This window comes from Nitrospirillum pindoramense (assembly GCF_007827955.1).
GTDB classification, from domain to species: domain Bacteria; phylum Pseudomonadota; class Alphaproteobacteria; order Azospirillales; family Azospirillaceae; genus Nitrospirillum; species Nitrospirillum amazonense_B.
Window position 1 is genome coordinate 139,050 of sequence record NZ_VITR01000003.1, and the last position, 26,070, is coordinate 165,119.

Annotated in this window: 22 protein-coding genes; 14 read left to right on the forward strand and 8 right to left on the reverse strand. The window is 67.1% G+C overall.

Going from position 1 to position 26,070, the window contains the following annotated elements:
- Positions 1–123 precede the first annotated feature (123 nt).
- Together spbR and bla are read left to right on the forward strand one after the other, a co-directional pair.
- A complete protein-coding gene (spbR, locus tag FBZ90_RS05660) occupies positions 124–1,230 on the forward strand; it encodes a SpbR family protein (protein ID WP_145730058.1) in 1,107 nt (368 codons plus the stop codon).
- 4 nt (positions 1,231–1,234) lie between these two features.
- Positions 1,235–2,272 carry a class A beta-lactamase gene (gene bla, locus FBZ90_RS05665; protein ID WP_145730059.1) on the forward strand — a complete coding sequence of 346 codons (1,038 nt, stop codon included), beginning with the start codon at positions 1,235–1,237 and terminating at the stop codon, positions 2,270–2,272.
- Positions 2,273–2,282: 10 nt separating this feature from the next.
- Here the strand turns inward: bla and FBZ90_RS05670 are convergent, their stop codons facing one another.
- Together FBZ90_RS05670 and FBZ90_RS05675 are read right to left on the reverse strand one after the other, a co-directional pair.
- Positions 2,283–2,960, reverse strand: a complete 678-nt coding sequence (locus FBZ90_RS05670) for a response regulator transcription factor (RefSeq protein WP_145730060.1) — start codon at positions 2,958–2,960, stop codon at positions 2,283–2,285.
- Positions 2,957–4,063 carry a sensor histidine kinase gene (locus FBZ90_RS05675; RefSeq protein WP_145730061.1) on the reverse strand — a complete coding sequence of 369 codons (1,107 nt, stop codon included), beginning with the start codon at positions 4,061–4,063 and terminating at the stop codon, positions 2,957–2,959. Before FBZ90_RS05675 ends, FBZ90_RS05670 begins: the two co-directional genes overlap by 4 nt.
- A 517-nt stretch (positions 4,064–4,580) precedes the next feature.
- Between FBZ90_RS05675 and FBZ90_RS05680 the strand changes: the two genes are divergently transcribed.
- From FBZ90_RS05680 to FBZ90_RS05695, 4 genes are all read left to right on the forward strand, one after another.
- A complete protein-coding gene (locus tag FBZ90_RS05680; protein ID WP_145730062.1) occupies positions 4,581–4,772 on the forward strand; it encodes a hypothetical protein in 192 nt (63 codons plus the stop codon).
- 229 nt (positions 4,773–5,001) lie between these two features.
- Positions 5,002–5,400: a phosphoribosyl-ATP diphosphatase gene (gene hisE, locus FBZ90_RS05685; protein WP_145730063.1), complete on the forward strand. Its 399-nt coding sequence runs from the start codon at positions 5,002–5,004 to the stop codon at positions 5,398–5,400.
- Positions 5,401–5,404: 4 nt separating this feature from the next.
- The gene (locus FBZ90_RS05690) at positions 5,405–7,261 is read left to right on the forward strand and encodes an NRAMP family divalent metal transporter (RefSeq protein ID WP_145730064.1); all 1,857 of its coding nucleotides are present in this window, start codon (positions 5,405–5,407) and stop codon (positions 7,259–7,261) included.
- A gap of 417 nt (positions 7,262–7,678) precedes the next feature.
- Positions 7,679–10,009, forward strand: coding sequence for a TonB-dependent receptor (locus FBZ90_RS05695; protein WP_186455627.1), 2,331 nt, complete (start codon positions 7,679–7,681; stop codon positions 10,007–10,009).
- A 13-nt stretch (positions 10,010–10,022) separates the two neighbouring features.
- Here the strand turns inward: FBZ90_RS05695 and hrpB are convergent, their stop codons facing one another.
- Both hrpB and FBZ90_RS05705 read right to left on the reverse strand, forming a co-directional pair.
- The gene (gene hrpB / locus FBZ90_RS05700) at positions 10,023–12,530 is read right to left on the reverse strand and encodes an ATP-dependent helicase HrpB (RefSeq protein ID WP_145730066.1); all 2,508 of its coding nucleotides are present in this window, start codon (positions 12,528–12,530) and stop codon (positions 10,023–10,025) included.
- A gap of 56 nt (positions 12,531–12,586) precedes the next feature.
- Positions 12,587–13,009 (reverse strand): response regulator, encoded by a 423-nt coding sequence (locus tag FBZ90_RS05705; RefSeq protein WP_145730067.1) that lies wholly within the window; start codon positions 13,007–13,009, stop codon positions 12,587–12,589.
- A 333-nt stretch (positions 13,010–13,342) separates the two neighbouring features.
- On the opposite strand from FBZ90_RS05705, the gene FBZ90_RS05710 reads away from it, so the two are divergent.
- On the forward strand, positions 13,343–14,035 hold the full coding sequence (locus FBZ90_RS05710) for a phosphatidylserine decarboxylase (RefSeq protein WP_145730068.1): 693 nt from the start codon (positions 13,343–13,345) through the stop codon (positions 14,033–14,035).
- Positions 14,035–14,913: a CDP-diacylglycerol--serine O-phosphatidyltransferase gene (pssA, locus tag FBZ90_RS05715; protein ID WP_145730069.1), complete on the forward strand. Its 879-nt coding sequence runs from the start codon at positions 14,035–14,037 to the stop codon at positions 14,911–14,913. Before FBZ90_RS05710 ends, pssA begins: the two co-directional genes overlap by 1 nt.
- Here the strand turns inward: pssA and FBZ90_RS05720 are convergent, their stop codons facing one another.
- The 3 genes from FBZ90_RS05720 to FBZ90_RS05730 form a co-directional block, all read right to left on the reverse strand.
- Positions 14,914–15,648, reverse strand: a complete 735-nt coding sequence (locus tag FBZ90_RS05720) for a class I SAM-dependent methyltransferase (RefSeq protein ID WP_145730070.1) — start codon at positions 15,646–15,648, stop codon at positions 14,914–14,916. It abuts the gene before it with no gap.
- A gap of 98 nt (positions 15,649–15,746) precedes the next feature.
- A complete protein-coding gene (locus tag FBZ90_RS05725; protein WP_145730071.1) occupies positions 15,747–16,064 on the reverse strand; it encodes a hypothetical protein in 318 nt (105 codons plus the stop codon).
- Between the two features lie 113 nt (positions 16,065–16,177).
- Positions 16,178–16,516, reverse strand: coding sequence for a hypothetical protein (locus FBZ90_RS05730; RefSeq protein ID WP_145730072.1), 339 nt, complete (start codon positions 16,514–16,516; stop codon positions 16,178–16,180).
- Positions 16,517–16,788: 272 nt separating this feature from the next.
- Here FBZ90_RS05730 and FBZ90_RS05735 point away from each other — a divergent pair, with 272 nt between their 5' ends.
- Both FBZ90_RS05735 and FBZ90_RS05740 read left to right on the forward strand, forming a co-directional pair.
- Complete coding sequence (locus FBZ90_RS05735; RefSeq protein ID WP_186455629.1) at positions 16,789–17,445, forward strand: response regulator; 657 nt, start codon at positions 16,789–16,791, stop codon at positions 17,443–17,445.
- 64 nt (positions 17,446–17,509) lie between these two features.
- On the forward strand, positions 17,510–18,067 hold the full coding sequence (locus tag FBZ90_RS05740) for a hypothetical protein (RefSeq protein ID WP_145730074.1): 558 nt from the start codon (positions 17,510–17,512) through the stop codon (positions 18,065–18,067).
- 73 nt (positions 18,068–18,140) lie between these two features.
- Here FBZ90_RS05740 and FBZ90_RS05745 read toward each other — a convergent pair whose 3' ends face one another.
- Positions 18,141–20,588: a Tex family protein gene (locus FBZ90_RS05745; protein ID WP_145730075.1), complete on the reverse strand. Its 2,448-nt coding sequence runs from the start codon at positions 20,586–20,588 to the stop codon at positions 18,141–18,143.
- A gap of 532 nt (positions 20,589–21,120) precedes the next feature.
- Between FBZ90_RS05745 and FBZ90_RS05750 the strand changes: the two genes are divergently transcribed.
- The 4 genes from FBZ90_RS05750 (at position 21,121) to FBZ90_RS05765 (ending at position 26,067) form a co-directional block, all read left to right on the forward strand.
- Positions 21,121–21,777: a tetratricopeptide repeat protein gene (locus tag FBZ90_RS05750; RefSeq protein WP_186455630.1), complete on the forward strand. Its 657-nt coding sequence runs from the start codon at positions 21,121–21,123 to the stop codon at positions 21,775–21,777.
- Positions 21,774–23,201 carry an outer membrane protein assembly factor BamB family protein gene (locus tag FBZ90_RS05755; RefSeq protein WP_246130172.1) on the forward strand — a complete coding sequence of 476 codons (1,428 nt, stop codon included), beginning with the start codon at positions 21,774–21,776 and terminating at the stop codon, positions 23,199–23,201. Before FBZ90_RS05750 ends, FBZ90_RS05755 begins: the two co-directional genes overlap by 4 nt.
- A gap of 12 nt (positions 23,202–23,213) precedes the next feature.
- Entirely contained in the window at positions 23,214–24,602 is a 1,389-nt protein-coding gene (gene der / locus FBZ90_RS05760; protein ID WP_145730077.1) for a ribosome biogenesis GTPase Der, read from the forward strand.
- A gap of 256 nt (positions 24,603–24,858) precedes the next feature.
- Positions 24,859–26,067 carry a hypothetical protein gene (locus FBZ90_RS05765; protein WP_145730078.1) on the forward strand — a complete coding sequence of 403 codons (1,209 nt, stop codon included), beginning with the start codon at positions 24,859–24,861 and terminating at the stop codon, positions 26,065–26,067.
- Positions 26,068–26,070 lie beyond the last annotated feature (3 nt).

Below are 26,070 nucleotides of genomic sequence, written 5' to 3' on the forward strand. Positions count from 1 at the left end.
CATCGGGACACCTAATTGTGGCGAAACCTGGCGCCGTCCATTCCTGCCGCGCGATATCGAGGTGGGGTATCGACGACAAGCCAGGTGGCCGGCCGGTAGCGAAGGGAGCGGGTTGCCCTGCCAATGTCCGAGACCTTGACGCATCAGGATGTGCAACGGCTTTTGGCCGATCCATCCGCCACGACACGGGCCGAGATGGCCACCAAGGTCGCCGCCCAGTTCGGCGCCGACCAGCTTTCGCCGTCCGAACGGGCCCTGGCCGAAGACATCGTCCGCCTGATGGCCCGCGACGCCGCCGTGCGCGTCCGGTCCGCGCTGTCGGAAAGCCTGAAGACCTATCCCGCGATTCCCCGTGACGTGGCGCTGCAGTTGGCGCGCGACGTGGAAGAGGTGTCGCTGCCCTTCATCGAGGTCTCATCGGTCCTGACCGATGCCGACCTGATCGAGCTGATCAAGACCGGATCGGACGCGAAACAATCGGCGGTGGCCAAGCGGCCCGAGGTGTCCGAGGGCGTGGCCGATGTGCTGGTGGAGACAGGGGGCGAAACCGCCGTCGCCACCCTGATGGGCAATGAGGCCGCCCGGGTGACGGAGGCCGCGCTGACCCGCGTGCTGAACCGTTTTCCCAAGAGCGACGCCGTCCATGCCCCCCTGATCGAGCGGGGCAGCTTGCCGGTCACCATCGCCGAGCGACTGGTGACCATGGTGTCGGAACAGCTGCGCGAACGACTGGTGGAACGGCACGAACTGCCGGCCGATGTGGCGAGCGACATCGTCCTGCAGGGCCGGGAAAAGGCGACCTACGGGCTGGTGGGCGTCGCCACCGACGCCCAGCTGGAAACGCTGGTGGAGCAGTTGTATCGCAACGGCCGCCTGTCGCCGTCGCTGCTGCTGCGGTCGCTGTGCATGGGCGACGTCGCCTTCTTCGAGGTGGCGCTGGCCCAGTTGGCCCGCATCCCCGCACCCAACGCCCGCATGCTGATCCATGACGCCGGCAAGCTGGGCATGAAGGCGCTGTTCGACCGCACCGGCATGCCGCAGTCCATCTATCCGGCCATCAAGGTGGCGCTGGACGTCGCCAGCGAGACGGAGTTCGATGGTGGGGAGCACGATCTGGAACGCCATCGCCGCAAGATGCTGGAACGAATCCTCACCCAGTTCGAGGAAATGGCCAGCGACGACCTGGACTATCTGCTGAGCAAGCTGACAGACCTGACCACCAAGGTCTGAAGCGATGCGGATGCCGTTCCTGGGTACGGCCTGTGCTGCCGTCCTCGCCCTTGCCTTGGCCATGTCCACGGCCGCCGCCGGAACGCTGGACATGCGCGGCCTTCAGGCCCGCCTCGACCGGCTGGCCCACGATTTCCCGGGCCACGCCGGCATCGCGGTGCGCGATCCGGCGACGGGCGCCGTGGCGGGAGTGAGGGCGGATCAGCGCTTTCCCGAGCAAAGCGTGTTCAAGCTGACCGTCGCTATCGCCCTCTTGGACTTGGTGGACAAGGGGGCAACCGACCTCGACCACAAGGTCACGCTCTACCCCGAGGACCGGTCCGTCTATTGGCAGCCCCTGGCCAAGAACATTACGCCCGGCGGCTGGACCACAACCTTGGGCGACCTCATGGTCCGCATGGTGGCGGACAGTGACAACATCGCCGCCGACACCGTGCTACGCCTGATCGGTGGACCGGCGACGGTGCAGGCCGCGCTGAACGCCCGGGGGCTGGAAGGCATCCGTGTGGACCGGGATGAGCGTCACCTGCAAAGCGATATCCTGGGCCTGACCTGGACGGACGCCTATCGGGAGCCGGCGGCGTTCCAGGCCGCCGCCGACGCGGTGCCCACGGCCACCCGCATCGCCAAACGCGACGCGTACCTGAGCGATCCGCGCGACACCGCCACGCCCGCGGGCATGGCCCTGCTGCTGGAACGGCTGAACAAGGGCGACCTCCTGAGCCCCGCCAGCACCCGCCGCCTGCTGGACATCCTGGACCATACGACGACCCAGCCCCATCGCCTGAAGGCCGGCCTGGGTGCCGGCTGGGCGGTGGCGCACAAGCCGGGTGCCGGCCCCTCGGTTGAGGGCGTGACGCTGGCCAACAACGATGTGGGCCTGATGACCGCGCCCGATGGCGGCCGGTATGCCGTAGCGGTCTATGTCGCCAGCGTCCACGGCCCACGGGAGGGAGCGGACGCCTTCATCGCGGCCGTGGCCCGCGCCGTGGTCGAGTCTTGGCAGGCCAAAGGGGGGCGTGCCAAAGAGGGGCGCACCTAAGGGCCGGACGTCACGCGCCGGGCCCCTCGCCAGGCCCGTCCTGGGGTGCCGACTTGGCCACCCCCTGAATCTTCTCCGCCATGCGGCCGAGTTCCAGAAGGGATGTCGCCTCCATCTTGCGCATGAGTTGCGCGCGGCAGATTTTCACGGTGATCTCACTCAGCTTCAGCGTGGCCGCGATCTGCTTGGACAATTGTCCGTTCAGGATCATGTCCATGACCTGGCGCTGACGCGGCGACAGGCTTTGATAGCGGCCGTACACGTCCGAAACCTTGGCCTTTTCCGCGCGGCGGGCCGCGCTTTTCGCCAAGCCCGCATAAATCGCGTCCAGCAAGTCCTGCTCCTTGAACGGCTTGGTCAGGAACTCGATCGCGCCGGCCTTCATGGCGCGGACGGACATGGGGATGTCGCCATGGCCGGTGATGAACACCACCGGGATTTCTTCATGCGATGGCGCGAACTCCTCCTGGAAGTCCAGGCCGTTCTGGCCGGGCATCCGGATGTCCAGCACCAGGCACAGGGGCGTATCGGGCAGGGGCCAATCCAGGAACTCGCGCGTCGAGGCGAACGCGTGGACCGTCAGGTCGAGGGAGTTGAAAAGGTTGGTCAGAGCCTTGCGCATCGAGGGATCGTCATCGACGACGATGATGGCGCCTTTGGCCTCGGGGGACGGTTGATTGGCAGTCATGGTGTCTTCTTCCTCTCGCCGGGCACGGTGAAATGGAAGGTCGCGCCGGCTGTCTTGTTGGGCGTCGCCCAAATGGCGCCGCCGTGGCTTTCAATGATGGAGCGGCATATGGAAAGCCCTATTCCCATGCCGCCCTGCTTGGTTGACTTGAAGGCGTCGAACAGCGTGCTCATGACGCCTGGGGCAATGCCGACGCCGCCGTCCTCGACCCTGACCATGACGTCGTTCTTGTCGCGTTCGGAGGAGTCGATCCTGATTTCGCGCTTGGCTCCGGGGGCGGCGTTGATCGCGTCCACGGCGTTCGTCAGCAGATTGAGCACGACCTGCTGCAATTGGACGTGATCGCCGAAGACCATGGGCAGGTCTTCGGCCAGATGGGTGCGCACGGTCACCTGGTCCTCGCGCAGGCGGGACTGCATCAGGGCGACCACGTCCCGAATCACGTCGTTGATCCCCACCGGGGCCTTCTTCAACTCCCCGCGGGTGGCCAGGGCGCGGACGCGCCGGATGATGTCGCTGGCCCGTTCCGCGTCGTCGACCATGCTTGCGATGGACTCGCCGATCTTCTCCAGATTGGGGGGCGTGGCGCGCAGCCAGCGCGTGCAGGCGTTGGCGTTGGTAATGATGGCCGCCAGGGGCTGGTTGACCTCGTGCGCGATGGACGCGGCCATTTCACCCAGGGTGGTGACACGGGCGACATGGGCGAGATCGGCTTGCGCCCTCTCGGTCAACAGACGCGCCGTCTCGATCCGGATCGCCAGATAGGTCGTGGCACCGATCGCCAGCAGGCTGATTGAGGTGTTGGCGATACCGCTCCTGTAATTGCCGTCAGGTGTCAAAATGAAACTGACCACCGTCAGTGTGGAGCAGACCGCCGATACCGACAATACACCCGTCGTTCGGCAGAATATCGACGATAGCAGGACAACAACCACGTAGAACGTGGCTGCGGAAATTTCATAAGGGGTAATGGTGTCTATTATAAAGACGGCGGCTGTTATGATCACAGCGATGGTGGGGATGATGGCCGATCCCAGGCTCTTTTTCTTCTTGGTGTTCCAGAAGACGCCCGATGAATGACGCTGTTCGGTGGGGATGGTCATTTGGGCCCGCATACGCTCATCGACGATAGTTCCAATGATACTGCAGGTGACGCCGAGGGTGGCGCGATTAGACGCATGAGGTAAAGGCATTCCTCGCCCGCGACCGGCACGCTGAGGGACGCGTGCCAGGACTCTGGACGCTAACCCCTTTAAAAGGCGCAGCTTTTTCTAGTGGATGCGGGCGAACCCATGGGGGCGACATACCCGCGTATACTTGTAATATACGCGATGAATTAATTAAGACTTGGGGGCGCCGCGATGGTCATAGGGCCGACGCCGCGTGTTCCAGCCTCTCCGGGCTGGGGCTGTCCTGCACCGTAAGGGATCACATGAACCCGCGATCTAGCACCGACCCCCTGGAGGGCGATAGTAGGCGCACGCCTGCCGTCGGCACTTCGCAGGGGTGGATCGTCCCGGGGATCGTCCTGTCACCGTAGCAGCGCCAGCGCCTCGTCGCTGACCGTGTTGCGCCAGGCCGCCCGGGTTCGAGCAACCGCTTGACCTCATGGAGGTGGCCATGGCCGCTTTTCTCGACTTCGACGCCCGCCGGGCGTCCATCGCATCCGCCCGCCCGTTTGCCCCGCTGGCGCTGGCGCATTCCCTGGCGCCGACTGGCTTTCAGTGCCAGCGGCCGAAACTCTGCCTGCGTTGGAAAATGGGCCCGAACGGCCGGCCCGTCTCCGACTGGGAGCCCCAGACGCAGGGCTGAGACATCCCCGCGCGGCGCCCCACCGCGTGGTTGATGGCCGGGGCGGGGCCGCCGTCGAGTGGCCCCACCTCCGCGCTTCCATATCCGAAATCCGCCTGATCAGAGGCCATCGCGACAGGGCCCGCCGTCGGTTGCCCACTCAAGGGGGACATGCCCCTTGAGGCGCGTGGCCGTGTGCGCGGCTGGCCGCGTTCAGCCCCCCGCCGGGGGCGGTCCCAGGAATGAAATCATGAACTCCTCGGTAGTATTATTGTCGGTCCGCGCCGAAAGCGTCGCCTTGCCCTGTTCCGCGCCTGCCGTGGCCGATGAAGTGGCGCGGCTGTATGGCGCCCTGGACCATGTGTCGCCCGCGAAAAATCCCCGTACGGCCCAGCTCTTGCGGGCCGGTTTGCGCAAGATCTCGCAGAAGGTCGTGGAGGAGACCGCGGAAGTGGCCCTGGAGGGGGTGCGCAAGCGTCCCGATGCGGCGGTCCGTGAAAGCGCCGACCTTCTCTATAATCTCGTGGTCCTGTGGCATGCCCTGGACATTCGGCCGGATGATGTCTGGGCTGAAATGCGCCGACGCGCGGATGCCTTCGGCTTGGCCGAAAAGCTGCCCAAGCAGCCGTGTGTCGTTGGGGAGGTCTGACAGCATGGACCATCTCGTTCCCCGCCGCGATTCCAGCCTAGGGGACTCCCCCACCGCGCTGGAGCAGATCGAGTTGGCGTCGAGCGCGCCGGCGGTGCTGGACGCCGCCCATGTCGGCGACATCCAGGGCGCGTTCGGCACGATCCGGCGCGGCGACACCGCCGTCCGCAAGACCTGGCGGGCCCGTCTGCTCACCCTGTTGACCATCATCGGTCCTGGGCTGATCGTCATGGTCGGTGACAACGATGCCGGCGCCTTCGGCACCTATACCCAGGCCGGGCAGAACTATGGCCTCACCCTGCTGTGGACGCTGATCCTGCTGATCCCCGTGCTGTACGTGAACCAGGAGATGGTGGCACGGCTGGGGGCGGTGACGGGCGTCGGCCATGCCCGCCTGATCTTCGACCGTTTCGGCAAATTCTGGGGGGCGTTCAGCATCATCGATCTGGTGCTATTGAATGCGCTGACCATCGTCACCGAATTCATCGGCATCACCTTCGTGCTGCGCTATTTCGGCCTGCCGAAAATTCCCGGCCTCATCGCCGCGTCCGTGCTCATCATCGGTGCCGTCAGCACGGGCAGCTTCAAGCGGTTCGAGCGCTTCGCCCTGTGCCTGGTGGCCGGTAGCCTTCTCCTGCTGCCCGTGCTTTTCGCCGTGCATCCCCCCATCGGGGACATCGCCCGAGGTCTGTTCGTGCCGCAATGGCCGGCCCATTCGGACATGGCGACGGTCATGCTGCTGATCATCGCCATCGTCGGCACGACCATCGCGCCCTGGCAGCTGTTCTTCCAGCAAAGCTACATCATCGACAAGCGCATCACGCCCGCGTTCAACACCTATGCCAAGGTTGACCTCTGGATCGGGATCGGGCTGGTCATTATTGGCGCCGTCGCCATGATGGCGTTTTGCGCGGCATTGTTCGCCGCCAAGCCCGAGTTCGGGCATTTCTCGGACACGGGCGGCATCATCGCCGCGTTGCACGACTATGTCGGGCCCGTTCCGGCGGCCTTCTTCGCCATCGCGCTGCTGGATGCCTGCCTCATTGGCGCCGCCGCGGTTTCCCTGGCGTCATCCTACGCCATCGCCGATGTCCTCCGGGTTCGCCATTCCCTGCATCGCAAGATCACCGACGCCACGGGGTTCTACATGGCCTATGGCGCGCTCATCGCCGTCGCGGCCGTGCTGGTGGCGTTTTCCAGTGATGCCTTCCTGGGCTTCCTGACCAACGCCGTGCAGGCCCTGGCGGGCGTGCTTCTTCCCAGTGCGACGGTGTTCCTGCTGTTGCTGTGCAACGACAGGGCGGTGCTGGGCCCGTGGTGCAACGGGACCCGGCGCAACCTGTTCACGGGCCTGGTGATCTGGGTCTTGGTGTTGCTGTCCATCATCCTGACGGTGGCGACGATCTTCCCGGACATCGGCGCCGCCGTCATCCTGAAAATCCTCATCGGAGGCATCATGCTGGGGCTGGTGGGCCTGGTCGCGCTGGCGCCCCATGTGCGACGCCATGTCGGGCGGAACGGTTCGGTGGGGCCTCATATCGACCGCCGTTTCCAGGCGATGGCACCGGCCCAGCGCCGGACGTGGCGGATGCCGCCGCTGGACCAGCTGCCACCGCCCAAGATGACGGGCATGACCCGGCTGTGGATGGGGGTGTTGCGCGGCTACCTTTTCATCGCCGTCGCCCTGATCCTCCTGAAAATCCTGGAGGCGGCCATCGGGCTGGACGCGCCCATCCCACAAATCGGGGCCCTGCGGCCTCCGGCGGGGACGACGACCGTTGTTGCATCGCACGGGCTGTCCGTTTCCCCTGCGCCCGGCGGGCGTGAGGCCCGCGAGGGCGAGGGAAGGGTACTCAAATGACCTGTCCCCACCCCCACCATGCCCTGCCACTGCGGCTCCGCCTTCAACTCTGGGCGCTCTGGCAGGTTGAAACCTTCCTCCTTTCCGTCCTTCCGAAAGGGCGCCTCAAGCGGCTTGGCCTGGACTGGGTCGACCGCCGCTACCAGGCGATCCACGCATGGGTCGAGCGGCAGGGAGCCAGCAGGCGTTCGCGATAGGCAATACTGAGGATTTCTCAGTATTCAGCTGAAATTTTCAAAATAAACAAAATAGACGGAGCGCCCTTCGAATATTGGGGGAGGGCGTCTTTCCGCATGGCCGGAATGGAACATCATGACCCTCTGTGAACTTTTTCACCACCCCCGCGTGTCGCCACCGGGGACGTCGCCCGCCCGGGACGGGCTTGCCCACATTCCGGGTATGGCGGGCAGCCTTCGGGTGTCCGCGCTTGCCCTTATTCTTGGCGCCTTTTTTTCGCCGGCCCTGGCCCAGGGACCGACCACCGCTTCCCGGGGTGATGGCGCCTCGGCGGAGGCTGCGTCCGGGGATGCGCCGGTCGAGGAGATGGAGATCGTCATCGTCGGCCGGCGCGGAAGCGTCACCGATGGCACAGCCGTGCCGGTGGCCCCCAACCAGTTCGTGCTGAACAGCAACGACTGGGCCGACGCCATGGCCGGCACCAGCGCCCTGGCCCTGGTGAAGAACCTGCCCGGGGTGACCTTCACATCGACCGACGCCTATGGCCTGGACCTCTCGGACGGCTTCCTGTTGGTCCGGGGGGTCCGCCAGAACGAGCTGGCGATCACCTTCGAGGGCATTCCGCTCAATGACGGCAGCTATGGCAGCGTCACCGGGACGGCACCGCTGAACATCGGCGTGACGGATGATATCGGCAGCATCAAGGTCGCCCCCGGGGCCGCCGGCGTGGACACGTTCTCGAACTCGGTAAATGGCGGTGAAATGCGCTACGCGCTGATCGACCCCGATACCAAGCCGTCGCTGAGCGTGACCCAGGGCTATGGCAGCAATGACACCCTGGTCACCAGCGTCACCGGGCAGACCGGGCGGATCGGGGACAACGGCCCCCGCGTCCTGCTGGGCGTCGAGCGGATTTCCAAGGACAAATACACGGATGCGGGCACGCAATACATGCTGCACGCCAATGCCAAGGTGGTTCAGGACGTGCCATGGGGCGATTTTACCGCGTTCTTCTCCTACTCCCGCGCGGAGATCTGGGGATACAACAATACGTCGTTCGATATGTTGTCCAAGCTTGGCTGGAACGGAACCGATATCCTCTATCCCAGCTACGCACGGGCGGTCTATGTGGCGTCCCCCCAGAATGCCAACGCATCATGCGGGGCCTACACCTGCGGTGAACTGGCATCCCTCGTCCCCTATGACACCGGGCAGGCCACGGACGATTTCGTCGGTAACCTGACGCACGATTTCCGCCTGTCCGACGCGCTGTCAGGCAGCGTCATGGCCTATGGCGCCGTCAGCGACTCCAATATCGAAATCTCCGACGTCACCACCCCGTCGCAGACCGGCGCCCCGTTCTCTTCGCAGGTCTGGCGGACCCGCCCCCAGCGTTTCGGAGGCACCGCCAACCTGTCCTATGACTGGGGCGCGCACACCCTTTCCACCGGCCTGTGGATCGAGCGCGCGACGTCCACCTCCCTATTCGCCTGGTATAATCAGCCCCTGCCGGGGCAGGGCGCCCCGCTGAAGGCCATCGGGCCTTATGACACCTACGGCCCCGCCTTCCAGACCGCGAACGACTCCCGCTGGAGCACCGATTCCCGTCAGATCTATGTGCAGGACGTGTACAAGCCGACGGAGACGCTGACGATCAAGGGTGGCGTCAAGGCCGTGGATTTCACGACCAGCGGTGGCGGCATCGGCCCCGACCGGGCGCCGAACGGTACGCTGAGCGCGCGTGACTCCTTCCTGCCGCACCTGTCGGTCGATTGGCGCCCAGACCCCGACACCTCGATCTACGCCGATATGGGGGAAAGCATGATCGGCTACCGCGTGTCGTCGCGCGGCAACATCGGCCCCGTCTCCTCCGCCTGGGCGGCGGACAGCCAGGACATCTTCGACGCCGCGCGCGCCTTGCTGAAGCCGGAGCGGGACTGGAACTTCACCGTCGGCGCCTATCATGACTTCGGCGATATCAGCCTGACCGTCGACGCCTATTACGGCATCGTCCTCGACCGTCTGCTGAACGGTACCAGCGGGCCGCAGTTCAATCCCGTGCGCACCGTCGGCATCGTGTCCCGGTCCAGCCTGGTGGGCGGGGACGCGACTGTCAGTGCCAAACCGGCGTCATGGCTGACGGTGTCCCAGTCGGTGTCGGTCAGCAAGTTGCGCTATGAGTCCGACCTGAGGACGCCGGACGGCACCAGTCCGCTCAAGGGTCATTATCAACCGGGCTATCCCGGCGTGTCCCTCATCACCCAGGTCACGGCGCGGTACGACGGGTTTGAAACCGGCGTCACCAGCACCGTCTATCTGGACAATCCGTTCACCTACACCAACGACATCTATGTCCCGGATTATTGGGAGATGAACGCCTACGTGGCCTATCACATCCCTCAGGGGAACACCCTGCCGGACCTGACTTTCCGTCTCAGCGTCAACAACCTGACGGACCGGCACAACATCGGGTCCGTGGGCATTGGCGGTTACTCCGTGTCCGGCGATTACCAGACGTTCATGCGGTCGGCCCCGCGGCAGTACCTGTTCACCGTCACGACGAAATACTGACCCGTGTGCCCCGTCACGTCCCGCGCCGCTTGGCCCGGGCCGTCGGTTCCGCCTCCAGCGGGTTGTCGGGCCAGTAATGGCGGGGGTAGCGCCCCCCCAGATCCTTCTTCACGTCCCGATAGGTGTTGGCCCAGAACGACGCCAGGTCGCGGGTGACCTGGATGGGCCGGTGGGCGGGGGACAAGAGGTGCAGCAGCACGGGGACGCCCGCGACTGTCGGCGTCTGGGCCAGGCCGAACAGCTCTTGCAGGCGCACCGCCAGGGTGGGGATTTCGCCGGAATAGTCGATGGGCAGGCGCGACCCGCTGGGCACGTCGATATGGGTGGGCGCCTGGCGCTCCAGTTCCTGGCCCTGCGGCCAGTCCAGCATGCCGGTCAGCGCGCTGTGCAGGTCCAGGCGCGGCAGATGGCCGGCGCGGCTGATGCCCGCCAGATAAGGGGCCAGCCAAGTCTCCAGAGTGGCCAGCAACGCCTCGTCCGACAGGTCGGGCCAGACATCCTGGCCGCCGGAACGGTGCAGGAAGCGCACCCGTTCCCGCCAGGCCTCCAGCGCCTTGGTCCAAGGCAGGGCCGCCAGGCCCATGGCGCGGATGCCGGCCATCATGGCGGCGGCCACGGCCTCGGCCGAGGGCTGGCTCAGCGCCTCGTCCTTCAGCACCAGGCCGAACAGCCGGCGGCGGCGGCGGGCCAGCACGGCCTGCTCCCGCCCGTCCCAGCTCACCAGTTCTTCCGTCACGATGCGATCGGCGTAGACCTCCTCGATCTCCTCCCGGGTGATGGGGGCCGCCAGGTAGATGCGGGCTTCGCGCGTGTCGCCGTCCAGGTCGCCGACAGCCAGCCAGTCCTGGCGCGACAGGGCGTCGGCGGTATCCAGCACCGCGCCCTTGCCGTTGGCCAGGCGGTATTGCCCTTGGCTGCCGGGACGCTTCTGCGCCAGCCGGTCGGGATAGGCCAGCGCCAGAAGACGGCCGGCATCCTCGCCGGTGAAGGTGCGGTCGGTGATGCGCAGCTGGCGCATGGTCTGGCGGGCGCTTTCCCGGATCTGGCGCAGGGCGTTGCGGTCGGCCAGGCCGCTGTCCTGGCCGGACAGCAGGTCCAGCCGGCGGCGCAGGTCGGCGTCGCGGGAAATGCCGCGCAGGGGGTCGCGCTCCTCCAGCAGGGCCGCCAGATGGGCGGCGGCGGCCCCCATTCCCAAATCCATGCCCACCAGCACCATGTGGGCCAGGCGCGGATGCATGCCCAGTGCCGCCATGCGACGGCCGTGGGGGGTGATCTTGCCGTCGGCGCCGAGGGCACCCAGTTGGCCCAGCAAGGTGCGGGCCTGGGCCAGGGGCGCCGCCGGCGGCAGGTCCAGCCAGGGCAGGGCGGTCACGTCATCGACACCCCAGGCCGCCAGCTCCAGCGCCAGGGGCGCCAGATCGGCGCGCAGGATTTCCGGCGGGGCGTAGGGGACCAGCGCGCGGTCCGCCTGCTCGCTCCACAGGCGATAGCAGACGCCCGGTTCCAGACGGCCGGCACGGCCCCGGCGCTGGTCGGCCGACGCGCGGGAGACGCGGGCGGTTTCCAGCCTGTTCATACCGCTGCCGGGGTCGAAGCGGCCCAGGCGGGCCTGGCCGGCGTCGACCACGATGCGGATGCCGTCGATGGTCAGGCTGGTTTCGGCGATGGCCGTGGCCAGCACCACCTTGCGGTGGCCCGCCGGCGCCGGACGGATGGCGGCCTCCTGCTGGTCCAGCGCCAGGTCGCCATACAGGGGCGCCACCACGGCATCGCGGGGCAGGCCGAGGTCGGCCAGGGCCTTTTCCGTGCGTCGGATTTCCCCGGTCCCGGGCAGGAAGACCAGGGCGCTGCCCGGCTCGTCGCCCAGCGCCCGCTTGACCACCCGCGCCACCGCCGTTTCCAGCCGGTCGGTGGGCGCCGGTTCCACCCAGCGCGTTTCGACCGGATAGGCGCGGCCCTCGCTGGTCACCATGGGAGCCGCGCCCTGTCCCCCGTTGGCCAGGAGCGTGGCCACGGCGGCGCCGTCCAGGGTGGCGGACATGACCAGCAGGCGCAGATCCTCGCGCAGCAGGCCCTGGGCTTGCAGGCAGAAGGCCAGCGCCAGGTCGGCGTCCAGGCTGCGTTCGTGGAATTCGTCGAACAGCACCGCGCCAATGCCGTCCAGCGACGGATCGCCCTGCAACTGGCGCAGGAACAGGCCTTCGGTCACCACCTCGATGCGGGTGCGGGGACCCACGCGGGTGTCCAGGCGGACCCGGTAGCCCACCGTCTCGCCCACGGCCTCGCCCAGGGTGTCGGCCATGCGCTTGGCGGCGGCGCGGGCGGCCAGGCGCCGGGGTTCCAGCATGATGATCTTCCGGCCGGCCAGCCAAGGCTGGTCCAGCAAGGCCAGGGGAACGCGCGTGGTCTTGCCGGCGCCGGGGGCGGCCTGCAGCACGGCGTTGGGCGTGTCGGCCAGCACCCGCAACAGGTCCGGCAGCACGGCGTCGATGGGAAGGGCGGTTTGGGGCAGGGGCGGCATGGCGCCGTCATACCGCGCGACCGCGGGCTCTGCCAGTCCTACGGTCGGTCAGGCCGTCAGGCGAGGCTCAGGGCTGACAGGCTGCGCTGGAAATCTTCCGGACGATAGGGCTTGGTGATGAAGCCCAGGGAAACGGAGGCGGCGCGGCTGCGCAGGATATTGGCGTCCACCGCGCTGGTGAACAGGCTGCGGATGCCGAAGCGCTTCCAGATGCGATCCGCCGCCTCCACGCCATCGCCGCCACCGCGCAACATCACGTCCATCAGCACCAGATCGGGGCGGTGGCGGTCCACGGCCTCGACCGCCTCATCCACCGACGCCGCCACGGCGCAGACCTCGTGTCCCTGGTGCAGAAGGATTTGCTCAAGGCCGAGGGCGATGAGCGCCTCATCCTCCACCACCACGATGCGGTACCGGGGGCGACGGGCCGTGGAGGACCGCTGCGTCAGTTCCCGATCGATTGTCTGTTCGGCACGCACGGCTTCAACCTGTCAACGTCGCGAGATACCAGGGCGCGCCGTTGCCAAAGGCCGACCCACAGTGACTACATTTTTCCTCAAAACAAAACGAAAGGGTATCCGCCCTTGCGGAAGAGCCTGGTAGGCAACCCGTTATAGTTCACTGGGTGGGTCATGGGGCCACTTACCCTAACAAGGGGTAGGGCGAAAAACGGCCTTGAACAGGGCCGGTGCGTGGCAGTGGACCCGAACGATATGGAATGGCACTTAAAATCCGGGGCGGGGGTGTCTACACTAAGGCATCGACCGTCCTCCTTGGGCCCTCCCGCGTGGGCCCGTCTTCGGAAAGTGCAAATGTCCGCTCTCAGCACCGTCATCGTGCCGATCAACCGCGCCGGCTGGCCGTTCATCCTGGCCTTCGCCGTGGCGACCCTCATCCTGTTCTGGCTGTCCACCTTCCTGGGCTGGATCGGGGTGATCCTGACGGCATGGTGCGCCTACTTCTTCCGCGACCCCGACCGCGTGGTGCCCACCCGCCCCGGCCTGATGGTCAGCCCGGCCGACGGCGTGGTGCAGATGATCACCCAGGCCGTGCCGCCGCCCGAACTGGGCATGGGCCCGGCGCCGATGACCCGCATCAGCATTTTCCTGAACGTGTTCAACGTGCACATCAACCGCACCCCGATCGAGGGCACGGTGACGCGGGCCGAATACCACCCGGGCAAGTTCCTGAACGCCGCCCTGGACAAGGCCAGCGACCTGAACGAGCGCATGAGCATCCGCCTGGCCATGCCCGATGGCCGTGAGATCGCCTTCGTCCAGATCGCCGGTCTGGTGGCCCGCCGCATCATCTCCACCTTGAAGCCGGGGCAGGTGGTGTCGACCGGGGAGCGCTATGGCCTCATCCGCTTCGGCAGCCGCACCGACATCTACCTGCCGGACGGGGTGCAGCCCTTGGTGGTCGTCGGGCAGAAGGCGCTGGGCGGCGAAACCATCCTGGCCGACCTGACCAGCGTCGAGCCGCAGCGCCAGGGCGTGGTGCGCTGATGGTGCAGCGTCCCCCGGCCCTGGGCGGGGGCACGCTGGGGCGGCGGCGCCGGGCCATCCGGCCGCCCCGCCTGGGCGGCCTCACCATCAACAAGCTTCTGCCCAACATGCTGACCGTGCTGGCGCTGTCGGCCGGCATGACGGGCATCCGCTTCGCCACGGACCAGCGCTGGGAACATGCGGTCGTCGCCATCGTGGTGGCCGCCGTCCTGGACGCGCTGGACGGCCGAATCGCCCGTTTGCTGAACGCCCAGAGCAAGTTCGGCGCGGAACTGGACAGCCTGTCCGACGTGGTCAGCTTCGGCGTGGCGCCCGCCATGATTCTGTACATGTGGGGGCTGAACGAAGCGCGCAGCTTCGGCTGGATCGCCTGTCTGCTGTTCGGCGCCTGTGCCGCCCTGCGCTTGGCGCGGTTCAACACCGCCCTGGGCTCCGCCGCGCAAAAGCCGGTCTGGGCCTATAATTACTTCACCGGCGTGCCGGCCCCGGCCGGCGCCGGTTTGGCCCTGTTGCCCATCGTCGCCAGTTTCGAACTGGGACGCACGGTGGTGGGCCATCCGGTCTTCGTCGTGATCTGGACCGTGGGCATGGCGGCGCTGATGATCAGCGCCATCCCGACCTTTTCGCTCAAGGGCCTGCGCATCCACCCGCGCTATGTCGTCTTCGTCTTCCTAGGCTTGGTTCTGCTGGCGGCGGGTGTGGTCAGCGCCCCCTGGACCACCCTGCTGATCCTGGGTCTCGGGTATCTCGTCACCCTGCCGTTCAGCGTGCGCCAGTATCGGCGCCTGATGGATCAGGCCGAGTCCCTGGTTGGCGGGGAGGACGTACCCGTGGCTGAAGCGGCGGCGGATGAGGCGGCGGAACAGCCGCCCGTCTGATCAGGTCTTCCGGGCCACCACCAGCCGGGCATGGAGATGGACGGGCACCCGCCCGTCCTGATCCGCCTGCGCCCGCACGCTGGCGGCGATGCGACCCTCCAGCGCCGCGCGATCTTCCCGGGCCAGTCGGGCCAGGGCGGGGGTGAAGGCCATGTCCAGGGTGGGGCGCCAGAACGGCTTGGCGGCATCGGCCAACGCCGTCTGGCGCACGGGTGATTCCGCCACAGTGTTGAAGCCGGCGCCCTGGAACAGGCTGGCCAGGCTCCCGTCCTCCGCGAAGCGGAACAGCACCGCCAGCTCCGGCATCCCCCCCAGTGCGTCATCGACTAGCCGGAACAGGGTGTTGTCCGCCTGCGGGCCCCAGCACAACGCCGCCGCGACGCCGCCGGGCCGCAAGGTCCGGTGCATCTCCGCCACGGCGCGCGCGGCGTCCGGCACGAACATCAGGCCAAAGCGGCAACTGACGCGGTCCACGCTGGCGCTGCCCAGGGGCAGGGCCGTCATGTCGGCTGTCATGAACGACAAGGCGTCGACGCTGACGCCGCGCCGGCGGGCGCCGGCCAGCATGGCGGGCACCAGGTCGCTGGCCAGCACGCGGCCGGTGGGGCCCATGCCCTTGGCGGCGGTGATCGCCGGCTCACCGGCGCCGCTGGCAAGGTCCAGCAGGATGTGATGGGGGCGGAGGTCCAGGGCCGCGAGCAGAGGTCCGTTCAGCCGGGCGGCGGGGTCGGCCATGGCATCGGCCCAGCGGTCCCAGGCCTGGCCACTTTCATGCCAGCGGCGTATCTCGTGTTCACGGACGGGGGGGACGCCGGCGGTCCTGCCGCCGCCGCTCAATGCAGGACCCGGGGGTGGTGGTCCTGGGGCTCATACCCGCCATCGGCCAGGCGATGGCGCAGCATGTCCACCTCTTCGGCCAGTCGCTGATTGAACTCACCCAACCGCTGCACTTGGCCCGCCAAATCGGTCAGGTCGCCTTGCAGGCGGGTCAGGTGGTCGGACGCGGTGCGCGCTAGGTTGGATTGGCGCACGGCCAGGCGTCCCAGGCGCCGCCAGACATAGCCGACGCTGAGGCCGGCGGCGGCCAGCACGGCGACGCAGGCGAAGACCAGGAACAGGGCGGGGTGGGCGTTGTCCAACTGCGACAGCATGTGCGTTCAACCATGGCAGCCGCGGATGGGATGGCGGCGGTTGACGGGGGCGGTGACCCTTTACAGATAAGCCTGGCACCGTCCGGTGAAAAGGCCGCGATTGCGGCCGCGGGTCACGACAGGCTGGTTGTGGCCTCGGCGAAGTGGTCGGGCGTCAGCGCGGCCAGCTTGTCGCCGAAGGCGCGCAGGACCGGCAGGAAACGGTCGATCTGCTCCCGCGTCACATGGGCGTCGGTGCGCAGGATGATGTCGGGGGCGGCTTGCAGCAGCTGTGTCATGCGGAAAGGGCCGATCTGATCATCCAGGAACATGGACAGCCCCATCAGCATGCCCAGCGTCACGTCGTCGGGCGCGCTGGGCGTGTTCAGCACATCGTGCAACTGCTCCATCAGCGTGTAGGTCAGGACCGACGTGCGTTCGATGAGATTGTTATGGGGGATAGGCCGGGACATGGGACTGGCGCTCCTTTCAACACCTCCCCTGGGGAATGGTTCGCCGCAGGGGCGCTCCGTCCGGGGATGGGGAACCTTAAGGCGGCGCTTGTCACCAAACCGTTAACTGCGTGCGAACCCCCGGCGGCAATACGGCGGGGCGGGTGCGCAACGGGATAGGGTGACGGTTGTCGCCGGGGGCGATGCGCGGTTTCGCCGCTTTAATTCGCGCGTCCCAGCACGGAAGGGGCTACACTGCCCTGTATCGAGGGGGCCGGCTGGCATCAGGCGTTATGGCATCAGCAAAGTCCGGAAAATACTACCGCTTGGACGGGTTGAGCGTTCTGGTGGCCGATGACAACCGCTTCGTGCGCACCATCCTGGTCGGGGTGCTGCGAGGCTTGGGGATAGGCCGCGTGCTGCAAGCCGAAAGCGGGGAGGAGGCGACCGCCATCCTGGATGTGTCGACCCAGATGCAGGGCGCCAGCGATATCGACATCGTCTTCGCCGACCACCTTATGTCGCCGGTCGATGGCTTGGAATTGCTGCGGTGGGTGCGCGCCCATGAGCATGAGAAGCTGAAGTTCATCCCTTTTGTCATGATGAGCGGCGAGGCTGATGACAAGGCCGTGTTCCTGGCGCGCGACAGCGGGGTGACCGAATACCTGGCCAAACCCATGTCGGTGGCCAATGTCGCGTCACGGCTGCTGGCCATCGTCGACAAGCCCAGGCCTTTCATTCGCGCGCCCGGTTACATGGGCCCGGACCGCCGGCGCCAAACCTTGCCCTATAACGGCGAAGACCGCCGCGTTATGGCCGGGCAACGCGTGACCCTGGAAGAATCGCGGGAGGAGGCGTTGCCGCCCGTGGGCCAGGCCGTTCCGGAAGTCGCGGCCGGGGAGGTCTCCGCCGATGGCACGGCGGAAGGCCTGACGGAAACAGTGGATTAAGACCAATGATGAAGCCGGCGGACCATGTGCTGGACAGTTGTGATCCCTTAGAGGAGGGACGGGTATGACGGACAAGTCCGACAAGGAAGCGCCTGGAAAGCCGCTGCCGGGTCCACTGCCGGGCAAAGGAACCCGGGTGGTGGAGATCATCGAGTTGCCGAACAAGCTGCGTGCCAAGGTGGGCGGGACGGACGGCAAGCCCGGGCAGATCGACCCCGCGGCCATCGAGCGGGCCAACAACCATGTGGCCCGCATGGCGAAGGCGCACCAAGCCCAGACCCGCATCGACCTGACCAGCCTGCAGGCCGCGTTTGAACAGGCGAAGCGCGACCCGGAAAATCGCGCCCGGCACCTGCGCAAGGTCTACAAGATTTCCGACGGCATCATGACCCTGGGCCGCACCTTCGGTTATAATCTGCTGTCGGACTTCGCCAATTCCATGAACCAGTTCCTGGTCGACCTGGAAAGCCCCACCGATGCCTTGCTGACAGTGGTGGGCCTGCATATCGATGCCATGCACGTCGTGGTGCGGGACGATATCAAGGGGGATGGCGGGGAACTGGGACAGGCCTTGACCAAGTCCCTGGCACTGGCCCGCGCCAAGATGATTCACAAGCGTTAAGGCCCCCTTGGGCGCCAGCACCCGACAGCGGCATGAGCGTCGGGCTCATGCCGCTGGACGTGCTGTTTCCGGCTTACTTGTCTTTCCGTGCGCGGGCGAAGGCGTCGGCCAGGGCGCCGCCGAAGGCGTTGCCGAAGCTGCCGCCGCGCGACTCCTGGGGCTTGCCGCCGCCCGGCTTACGATCACCGGCCTTGTGACCATCCTGGGGGCGGTCGCCGGCGGGACGGTTGCCATGGGGGCGGTTACCCTGGGGACGGTTGCCGCCGGGGCCGCGGCTGTCGCCACGGTTGCCAGGGCGGGCGTCGTCCTGGCGGGGGCCGTTGCCGGCCGGACGCGCCGCCTGCTCCTCCAGCCGCATGGTCAGGGCGACGCGGCGGCGCTTCAGGTCCACCTCCAGTACCTTGACCTTGACGATGTCGCCGGCGGTGACGACGGCGTGTGGGTCCTTCACGAACTTGCCGGCCAGCTGGCTGATGTGGACCAGGCCATCCTGGTGCACGCCCACGTCGACGAAGGCGCCAAAGGCGGTGACGTTGGTGACCACGCCTTCCAGCACCATGCCGGGCTGCAGGTCCTTCAGTTCCTCCACGCCCTCCTTGAAGGCGGCGGTCTTGAATTCGGGACGGGGGTCGCGGCCGGGCTTTTCCAGCTCCTTAAGGATATCCTCGACCGTTGGGACGCCGAAACGATCATCGGCATAGTCCGCCGGGTCCAGCGACCGCAGGAAGGGCACGTCACCGATCAATGCCGACAGGGTGCGCCCCGTCTTGGCCATGATGCGTTCCACCACGGTGTAGGACTCCGGGTGCACGGCCGAACCGTCCAGCGCGTTGTCCCCGTCGCGGATACGCAGGAAGCCCGCCGCCTGTTCGAAGGCCTTGGGGCCCAGGCGCGACACGTCCAGCAGCTGGCGACGGTTGCGGAAGGCGCCGTGGGTGTCGCGGTGCTCCACGATGTTGCGGGCGATGCTGTCGCTCAGGCCCGACACACGCGCCAGCAGGGGCACCGACGCGGTGTTGAGGTCCACGCCCACGCCGTTCACGCAATCCTCGACCACGGCGTCCAGGGTGCGGGCCAGCTTGGTCGGGCTGACATCATGCTGGTACTGCCCGACGCCGATGGACTTGGGGTCGATCTTCACCAGTTCGGCCAACGGGTCCTGCAGGCGGCGGGCGATGGACACGGCGCCGCGCAGGCTGACGTCCAGGTTGGGGAACTCCTTGGCCGCCACCTCGGATGCCGAATAGACCGAGGCGCCGGCCTCCGACACCATGATCTTGGTCAGCTTCAACTGCGGGAACTGGGCCATCATGTCGGCCGCCAGCTTGTCCGTCTCGCGCGAGGCGGTGCCGTTGCCGATGGCGATCAGGCCGACGTCATGGCGGCCGGCCAGGGCCGCCAGCGTGGCGATGGACCCGACCCAGTCGCGGCGTGGCTCATGCGGGTAGATGGTGGTGGTTTCCAGCAGCTTGCCGGTGGCGTCCACCACCGCCACCTTCACGCCGGTGCGGATGCCGGGATCCAGGCCCAGCGTGGCGCGCTGGCCGGCGGGCGGGGCCAGCAACAGGCCCTTCAGGTTGCGGCCGAAGACGGCGATGGCCTCATCCTCCGCCCGGTCGCGCACCGTGCCCATCAGATCCAGTTCCAGGTGCAGGGCGATCTTGGTGCGCCAGGCCCAGCGGCAGGTGTCCAGCAGCCAGCGGTCGGCCGGGCGGCCCTGGTCCTGGATGCCGAATCGGTTGGCGATGGCGACTTCACACGGGTGCTGTTGGCCGGGGGCCGGGTCCTCCCCCACCTTCATGGCCAGGTCCAGGATGCCGCCGGCGCGGCCGCGGAACAGGGCCAGGGCGCGGTGCGAGGGCAGGTTGGCCAGGGGCTCGGCCTTGTCGAAATAGTCGGAGAACTTGGCGCCCTCCTCGGCCTTGCCCTCGACGACGGTGGAGACGAGGCGGCCGTGTTCCTGGCAATAGCCGCGCAGGAAGCCCAGCAGCTCCGCGTTTTCACCCATGCGTTCGACCAGGATGGCGCGGGCGCCGTCCAGAGCGGCCTTGGTGTCGGCCACGCCCTTCTCGGCGTCGATATAGGTCTGGGCGGCGGCCTCCGGCTCCTGCGACGGGTCCGTCAGCAGCAGGTCGGCCAAGGGCTCCAGGCCCGCCTCCCGGGCGATCATCGCCTTGGTGCGGCGCTTGGGCTTGTAGGGCAGGTACAGGTCTTCCAGCCGCGTCTTGGTGTCGGCGGTGGCGATCTGGGTCTGCAACTCGGGCGTCAGCTTGCCCTGTTCCTCGATGGACTTGAGGATGGTGGCCCGCCGTTCCTCCATTTCGCGCAGATAGCGCAAGCGCTCGTCCAGGGTGCGCAGCTGAGTGTCGTCCAGGCCGCCCGTCGCTTCCTTGCGGTAGCGGGCGATGAAGGGCACGGTCGAGCCTTCGTCCAGCAGTGCGACCGCCGCCGCCACCTGTTCGGGGCGGGCGGAAAGTTCGGTGGCGATGAGGCCGACGATGCGGCGCGCGGTGTCAGTCATGGCGGCTATGGATCACGCGTGGTGGCAAGGCAATGGCCCGGGATGGGGCCCAGGCTCATTACCGCGACGCGGCGGGGACCGCCAGTCTTTGCTTCGTCTATTCCCTTGGGGTGGGATTATCCACCTTTCGGGCAGGGGAATCGGGACAGGGGCGGTGGCACCATTCCTGGCGTTTCACGGGCGGGTGGCTCTATAGCTGGGGTGCGGGTGGGCGCCGGCTCTGTCTTTTGGACAGGGATGCAATGGTTTTCCCTACCGCGCTCCACAGACTTATCCACAGCAGCGGTTTATTTTGCGCGGCAAAAGCAACCGACCGATAGGAAATGGCCTCTCCGCCCGTGCCAAGGTCGGCTGATTTAATCTATGCTGCCCGCCCGGCCATGATTGGCGGGGCGATGTCGCCGTTTTCGGGGACGGCGGGCAGGGGGATTGGGGGACAATCGATCCGGACTTTCCTTGACCGTCACGCGCCCCTCTGGTATCGGCGCGGATTGCTGTTATGGTGCCGGCCTCGGTGTCGAAGAGTGAGCTGATGAGCGATATTTTCCGCGAGGTCGATGACGACCTTCGCCGCGAACGACTGGAAAAACTGTGGCGCCAGGTCGGGCCTTACCTGCTGGTGGGGGCTGTTGCCATCCTGGCCGGCACGGCCGGCTACGTGGCCTGGAACCAGCACCGCACCCAGCAGGCGATCGAGCGCACCAGCGCCCTGATCTCCGCGACGGAGAAGGTGGCCCCCGCCCTTGATGGCGGCAACGTCAAGGATGCGCTGGCCGCGCTGGCGGCCGTGACGCCCCAGTTGGGCGGCGCGCCGGCCACGCTGGCCCGCCTGCAAGAGGCGGGGCTGAAGGCCGCCAGCGGCGACGCCGCCGGCGCCATCGCCATTTATGACCAGATCGCCGGCAGTGCCGACAATGATCCCCTGTTCCGCGACCTGGCCCAGATCCTGGCCGTGATGCAGCAGGTGGACACCGGCAACCCGGCGCAGCTGCAGTCGCGCATCTCGGGCCTGACCAAGGGCCCCTGGCGTTACACCGCGCAGGAACTGTCCGGTTTGCTGTACCTGCGTGCCAACGACCTGGCCAAGGCCAGGGAGATTTTCCAGTCCCTGTCCGCCGACCCGGCCGCACCCCAGGGTGTCCGCGCCCGCGCCGCCGATCTCGCCGCCCTCTACGCCGAGCAGAAATGACCGACAAGAACGCCGTCACCGGCCTGATCTCCACCGTGGCCTCCGCCTTCGCCGCCGGGGGCCCCTCGGCGGCCCGGCCCATGCGCGTCCGCCGCGCCATCGGTCTCAGCAGCGCGCTGGTGGCCTGCACGCTGCTGACCGGCTGCGGCATGTTCGATTGGCTGGGCTTCGGCGATGACAGCAAGCCCAAGGAAAAGCTGGCCGGCAACCGCATCTCGGTGCTGCAGCTGGACCAGCAGATCGAGCCGGACAGCCAGGCCCAGTCCAAGCAGGTCACGCTGCCCGACGCCGTGACCAACACCGACTGGACCCAGCCCGGTGGCAACGCCGCCCATAACCCCGGCCACGTCAGCCTGCCCAAGACCTTGAAGGAGGTTTGGAAGGCCAGTGTCGAGGGGTCGTCCAGCGACAACCGTCTGCTGGATGGTCCGGTGGTTTCGGACGGCAAGGTCTATCTGCTGGACACCGACTTCGTGCTGCATGCCTTCGATGAGGCCACCGGCAAGAAGATTTGGGACAGTGAGATGAAGCGGCCGGACCAGGAAGGTTCAGCCATGGGCGGCGGCGTCGCTGTGGGCGACGGCGCGGTGTTCGTCACCACCGGCTATGGTGAGGCCATCAAGGTCGACCCGAAGGACGGCAAGGTCGCCTGGCGGCAGCGTATCGCCGCGCCCATCCGTTCCGGCCCCACGGTCGCGGGCGGCCGCGTGTTCGTCGTGACCATCGACAACCAGTGCATCGTCCTGGCGTCCAACAACCGCGTGCTGCAATGGACGCATGCCGGTTTCCCGGAGCCGGCGGCCCTGCTGGGCGGCGCCAGCGCCGCGGTCGAGAACGACATCACCATCATCCCCTATTCCTCGGGTGAACTGTACGCCCTGCGCGTGGACAACGGCCATCCGGCGTGGAGCGACAACCTCGCGTCCTCGCGCCGGGGCGCCAACCTGGCCAATCTGGCGGACATCAAGGGCCTGCCCGTGGTGGATCGCGGCCAGGTCTACGCCATCAGCTATTCCGGCCGCATGGTCGCCATCGACCAGCGCACCGGCCAGCACGTCTGGGAACAGGACGTGGGCGGCCAGAATCAGCCGGCCGTGGTCGGCGACTGGGTTTTCGTCGTGAACAACGAGGCCCAGCTGGTGGCGCTGACGCGTGACACCGGCCGTGTCCGCTGGATCAAGCAGTTGGAACGCTGGGAGAATCCGGAGAAGCGCAAGGATCCGATTAACTGGGTTGGTCCTATTGCAGCCGGTGGACGCTTGATTATGGCCAACAGCCTGGGGCAGGTTGTGGAAGCGTCGCCCGCCAACGGCGACATCCTCAACAAGATTGAGTTCGACGACCCGATCAGCGTTGCCCCTATTGCGGTCAACAACACCCTGTTTGTGCTGACGGACGCCGGCGACCTCTTCGCGTATCGATAAGGCGTTTTAGTTATGGCGAGTCCCCGCCGCTTGACGGTCGCGATCATCGGCCGGCCCAATGTCGGCAAGTCGACTCTGTTCAATCGACTTGCCGGTAAGAAGCTGGCCATTGTCGACGATACCCCCGGGGTCACCCGGGATTGGCGTTCCGCTGACGGCCATCTGGCCGGCATCGAGCTGACGGTGGTGGACACCGCCGGCTTGGAAGAAGCGTTCGACGACAGTCTGGAGGCGCGCATGCGCCGCCAGACGGAGCGCGCCATCGAACGGGCCGACGTCGGCCTGTTCATCGTGGACGCGCGGGCCGGCATCACCCCCCTGGACCGCCACTTTGCCGCCTGGCTGCGCAAGGGCAAGACCCCCATCATCCTGGTGGCCAACAAGTGCGAGGGCAACGCCGGCAAGCCGGGGCTCATGGAATGCTATGAGCTGGGTCTGGGCGATCCCGTCCCGCTGTCCGCCGAGCATGGCGAAGGCATGGCCGACCTGGTGGAGGCCCTGACCCCCTATCTGCCCCCGGACGAGCCGGAGGACGAGGAGGCGGAGGCCGAGGAGCCGCTGGACGACGAGGCGGCCGAGGCCCGGGACAACGCCAAGCCCCTGCAGTTGGCCATCGTCGGCCGCCCCAACGTGGGCAAGTCCACCCTGCTGAACAGCCTGTTGGGCGAGGAGCGGGTACTGACCGGCCCCGAGGCCGGCATGACCCGCGACGCCATCGCGGCGGAGTGGAGCTGGCGTGACCGGCCGGTGAAGCTGGTCGACACCGCCGGCCTGCGTCGCCGCGCCCGCGTGGAAGACAAGCTGGAGAAGCTGGCGGTCGCCGACACCCTGCGTGTCGTGCGCATGGCGCATGTGGTGGTGCTGGTGCTGGACGCCGACGCCATCCTGGACAAGCAGGACCTGACCATCGCCCGCCAGGTGATCGAGGAAGGCCGCGGCCTGGTCATCGCCGTCAACAAGTGGGATGCCGTGGCTAACCGCGCCGAGGCCCTGCAGCAGTTGAGCGATCGGCTGGAAACCTCGCTGCCGCAGGCGCGGGGCATCCCCACCATCACCATCTCGGCCCTGAAGCAGCAGAAGCTGGACGTCCTGCTGGACGCGGCGTTCGAGGTCTACCGGCTGTGGAACCGCCGCATCCCAACCGCCCAGCTGAACCGCTGGCTGCAAGGCATGCTGGAATCGCACCCGCCGCCCCTGGTGGACGGTCGCCGCCTGAAAATCCGCTACATGACCCAGGTGAAGGCCCGCCCGCCGACCTTCGCCCTGTTCAGCAGCCGTCCTGTCGAAATCCCGGAACACTACACCCGGTATCTGATCAACGGCCTGCGCGAAACGTTCAAGCTGCCGGCCGTGCCGCTGCGCTTCCTGTTGCGCAAGGGCAGCGACAATCCGTTTGATTGATTGAAGCCAAGGCTGGTTCCGGGGGAACCAGTTCTTGGAATGACTGTCCGGGAAAAGGGAAGTGGTCCGCCGCTTCCCTTTTTTGCTGCCGGCCAAGGGGTTCCCTATTTTCTTCTGAGGGCGGGCCCAATCGCCTATAGTGTGGTTAGGGATCGATTCCGGGGGCGCCGGGTCGTGGCCTGGGGCTGGGGCGCAAGCCCAGGGCGTGAGCAAGCTCAGGAGATGGGCGCGCTCAGGACAGGGGCAAGGTCGGGACATGGCTTTGAAATTCCGCAGCTGTAAGTTTGAGCTGCTGGGCCTGGAAGAGGGCCGCTGGACCATCCTTTTCATCGGGGACACCGAAGAAATCGCGGTGACCGAGGCCAATCGCCGCCTGGCCCAGGGGAAGCTGAAGGCCGTTCGGGTGATGGCCGTACGCACGGTCCTGAACGCCTTTCCCAGCGGCACCCTGATATTCGAGAAGACCGCGCCGGAAGTGGTCAAGCCCTCCATCCTGCGGGAGGCGCCGGACGGCACGCCGCTCTGTTCCGCGCCCGAAGACTTGTATGGCCCGCAGTCCCGCCGCGCCATCGGTCTGATTTTGCGGGATTACCTGACACGCCAGCAGATCAGCCCGACGGAATTGCTGCACGGCGCCACCCACCTGCGCCGCTTGCAGGATACCGGCGCCATGTTGCAGGCGGCCCTGCACAAGGCGGCGACGCTCCAGTCCAAGATCACCGGCCAGAATACCCGCGCCCGCATCGCGGACCTGGATCGCTATGTCGACGTGGTGGCCCAGAAGGCGCGCGATTTCCAGGCGGCCAGCCGTAAATGGTCGGTTCCCCTGAACGGCGACGCCGCCGGGCTGAGCGCGGCGGTGGAGCGGTTGGTGGGCCCCGAGGGGCATGACCACGCCTTCCACAGCCTCATGACCGTGCGGTTGGCCGGTATCCGCACCCTGGGCGGCAAGCTGGAAGAGGTGATGCGCCTGGCCACGCCGGACACGCCGTGGCGGTTGCAGGAGATGCTGGGCGGCATCGCCGCCGACCTGCTGCGCTTCCCCGATGTCATCCAGGATCTGTTCGGCAACCAGCGCTCCCTTTCGGACTTCCTGGTCGCGCTGATCGACCTTTTGCGCGATCCGGCGGCCGTCGCCGCGCGCATCGAGGCGGAAACCAAGGTGCCGACATCCATGGGCCTGCTGGCCCGCCTGCTGGCCGATGAGCGCCTGCCGGAGGGGCGCGAGGTGCTGGTGGAGTGGCTGACCACCGAACTGGCTAGCGAACATCCCCTGAATCGCCACGACCCCAAGGGGGAGGCACAGGAACTGGCCCGTGTGGCCGGGGCGCTGAACGCGGGTGGCGCGATGGTGGGGGGGGAGGCGGTCGAACAGGCCCTGGCTACCCGCCGGTTGATCCAACGCCAGCAGACCCTGCGTGGACAGGGCCTGCATATGATCGCCGACAGCCTGAAGAAGGACTGACGC

Excerpts from the sequence above, each read along its gene's own strand:
- spbR (WP_145730058.1), top strand. The coding sequence starts at position 124 with ATGTCCGAGACCTTGACGCATCAGGATGTGCAACGGCTTTTGGCCGAT.
- bla (WP_145730059.1), top strand. The coding sequence starts at position 1,235 with ATGCGGATGCCGTTCCTGGGTACGGCCTGTGCTGCCGTCCTCGCCCTT.
- FBZ90_RS05670 (WP_145730060.1), bottom strand. The coding sequence starts at position 2,960 with ATGACTGCCAATCAACCGTCCCCCGAGGCCAAAGGCGCCATCATCGTC.
- FBZ90_RS05675 (WP_145730061.1), bottom strand. The coding sequence starts at position 4,063 with ATGACCATCCCCACCGAACAGCGTCATTCATCGGGCGTCTTCTGGAAC.
- FBZ90_RS05680 (WP_145730062.1), top strand. The coding sequence starts at position 4,581 with ATGGCCGCTTTTCTCGACTTCGACGCCCGCCGGGCGTCCATCGCATCC.
- hisE (WP_145730063.1), top strand. The coding sequence starts at position 5,002 with ATGAACTCCTCGGTAGTATTATTGTCGGTCCGCGCCGAAAGCGTCGCC.
- FBZ90_RS05690 (WP_145730064.1), top strand. The coding sequence starts at position 5,405 with ATGGACCATCTCGTTCCCCGCCGCGATTCCAGCCTAGGGGACTCCCCC.
- hrpB (WP_145730066.1), bottom strand. The coding sequence starts at position 12,530 with ATGCCGCCCCTGCCCCAAACCGCCCTTCCCATCGACGCCGTGCTGCCG.
- FBZ90_RS05710 (WP_145730068.1), top strand. The coding sequence starts at position 13,343 with ATGTCCGCTCTCAGCACCGTCATCGTGCCGATCAACCGCGCCGGCTGG.
- pssA (WP_145730069.1), top strand. The coding sequence starts at position 14,035 with ATGGTGCAGCGTCCCCCGGCCCTGGGCGGGGGCACGCTGGGGCGGCGG.
- FBZ90_RS05720 (WP_145730070.1), bottom strand. The coding sequence starts at position 15,648 with ATGGCCGACCCCGCCGCCCGGCTGAACGGACCTCTGCTCGCGGCCCTG.
- FBZ90_RS05725 (WP_145730071.1), bottom strand. The coding sequence starts at position 16,064 with ATGCTGTCGCAGTTGGACAACGCCCACCCCGCCCTGTTCCTGGTCTTC.
- FBZ90_RS05730 (WP_145730072.1), bottom strand. The coding sequence starts at position 16,516 with ATGTCCCGGCCTATCCCCCATAACAATCTCATCGAACGCACGTCGGTC.
- FBZ90_RS05735 (WP_186455629.1), top strand. The coding sequence starts at position 16,789 with ATGGCATCAGCAAAGTCCGGAAAATACTACCGCTTGGACGGGTTGAGC.
- FBZ90_RS05740 (WP_145730074.1), top strand. The coding sequence starts at position 17,510 with ATGACGGACAAGTCCGACAAGGAAGCGCCTGGAAAGCCGCTGCCGGGT.
- FBZ90_RS05745 (WP_145730075.1), bottom strand. The coding sequence starts at position 20,588 with ATGACTGACACCGCGCGCCGCATCGTCGGCCTCATCGCCACCGAACTT.
- FBZ90_RS05750 (WP_186455630.1), top strand. The coding sequence starts at position 21,121 with ATGAGCGATATTTTCCGCGAGGTCGATGACGACCTTCGCCGCGAACGA.
- FBZ90_RS05755 (WP_246130172.1), top strand. The coding sequence starts at position 21,774 with ATGACCGACAAGAACGCCGTCACCGGCCTGATCTCCACCGTGGCCTCC.
- der (WP_145730077.1), top strand. The coding sequence starts at position 23,214 with ATGGCGAGTCCCCGCCGCTTGACGGTCGCGATCATCGGCCGGCCCAAT.
- FBZ90_RS05765 (WP_145730078.1), top strand. The coding sequence starts at position 24,859 with ATGGCTTTGAAATTCCGCAGCTGTAAGTTTGAGCTGCTGGGCCTGGAA.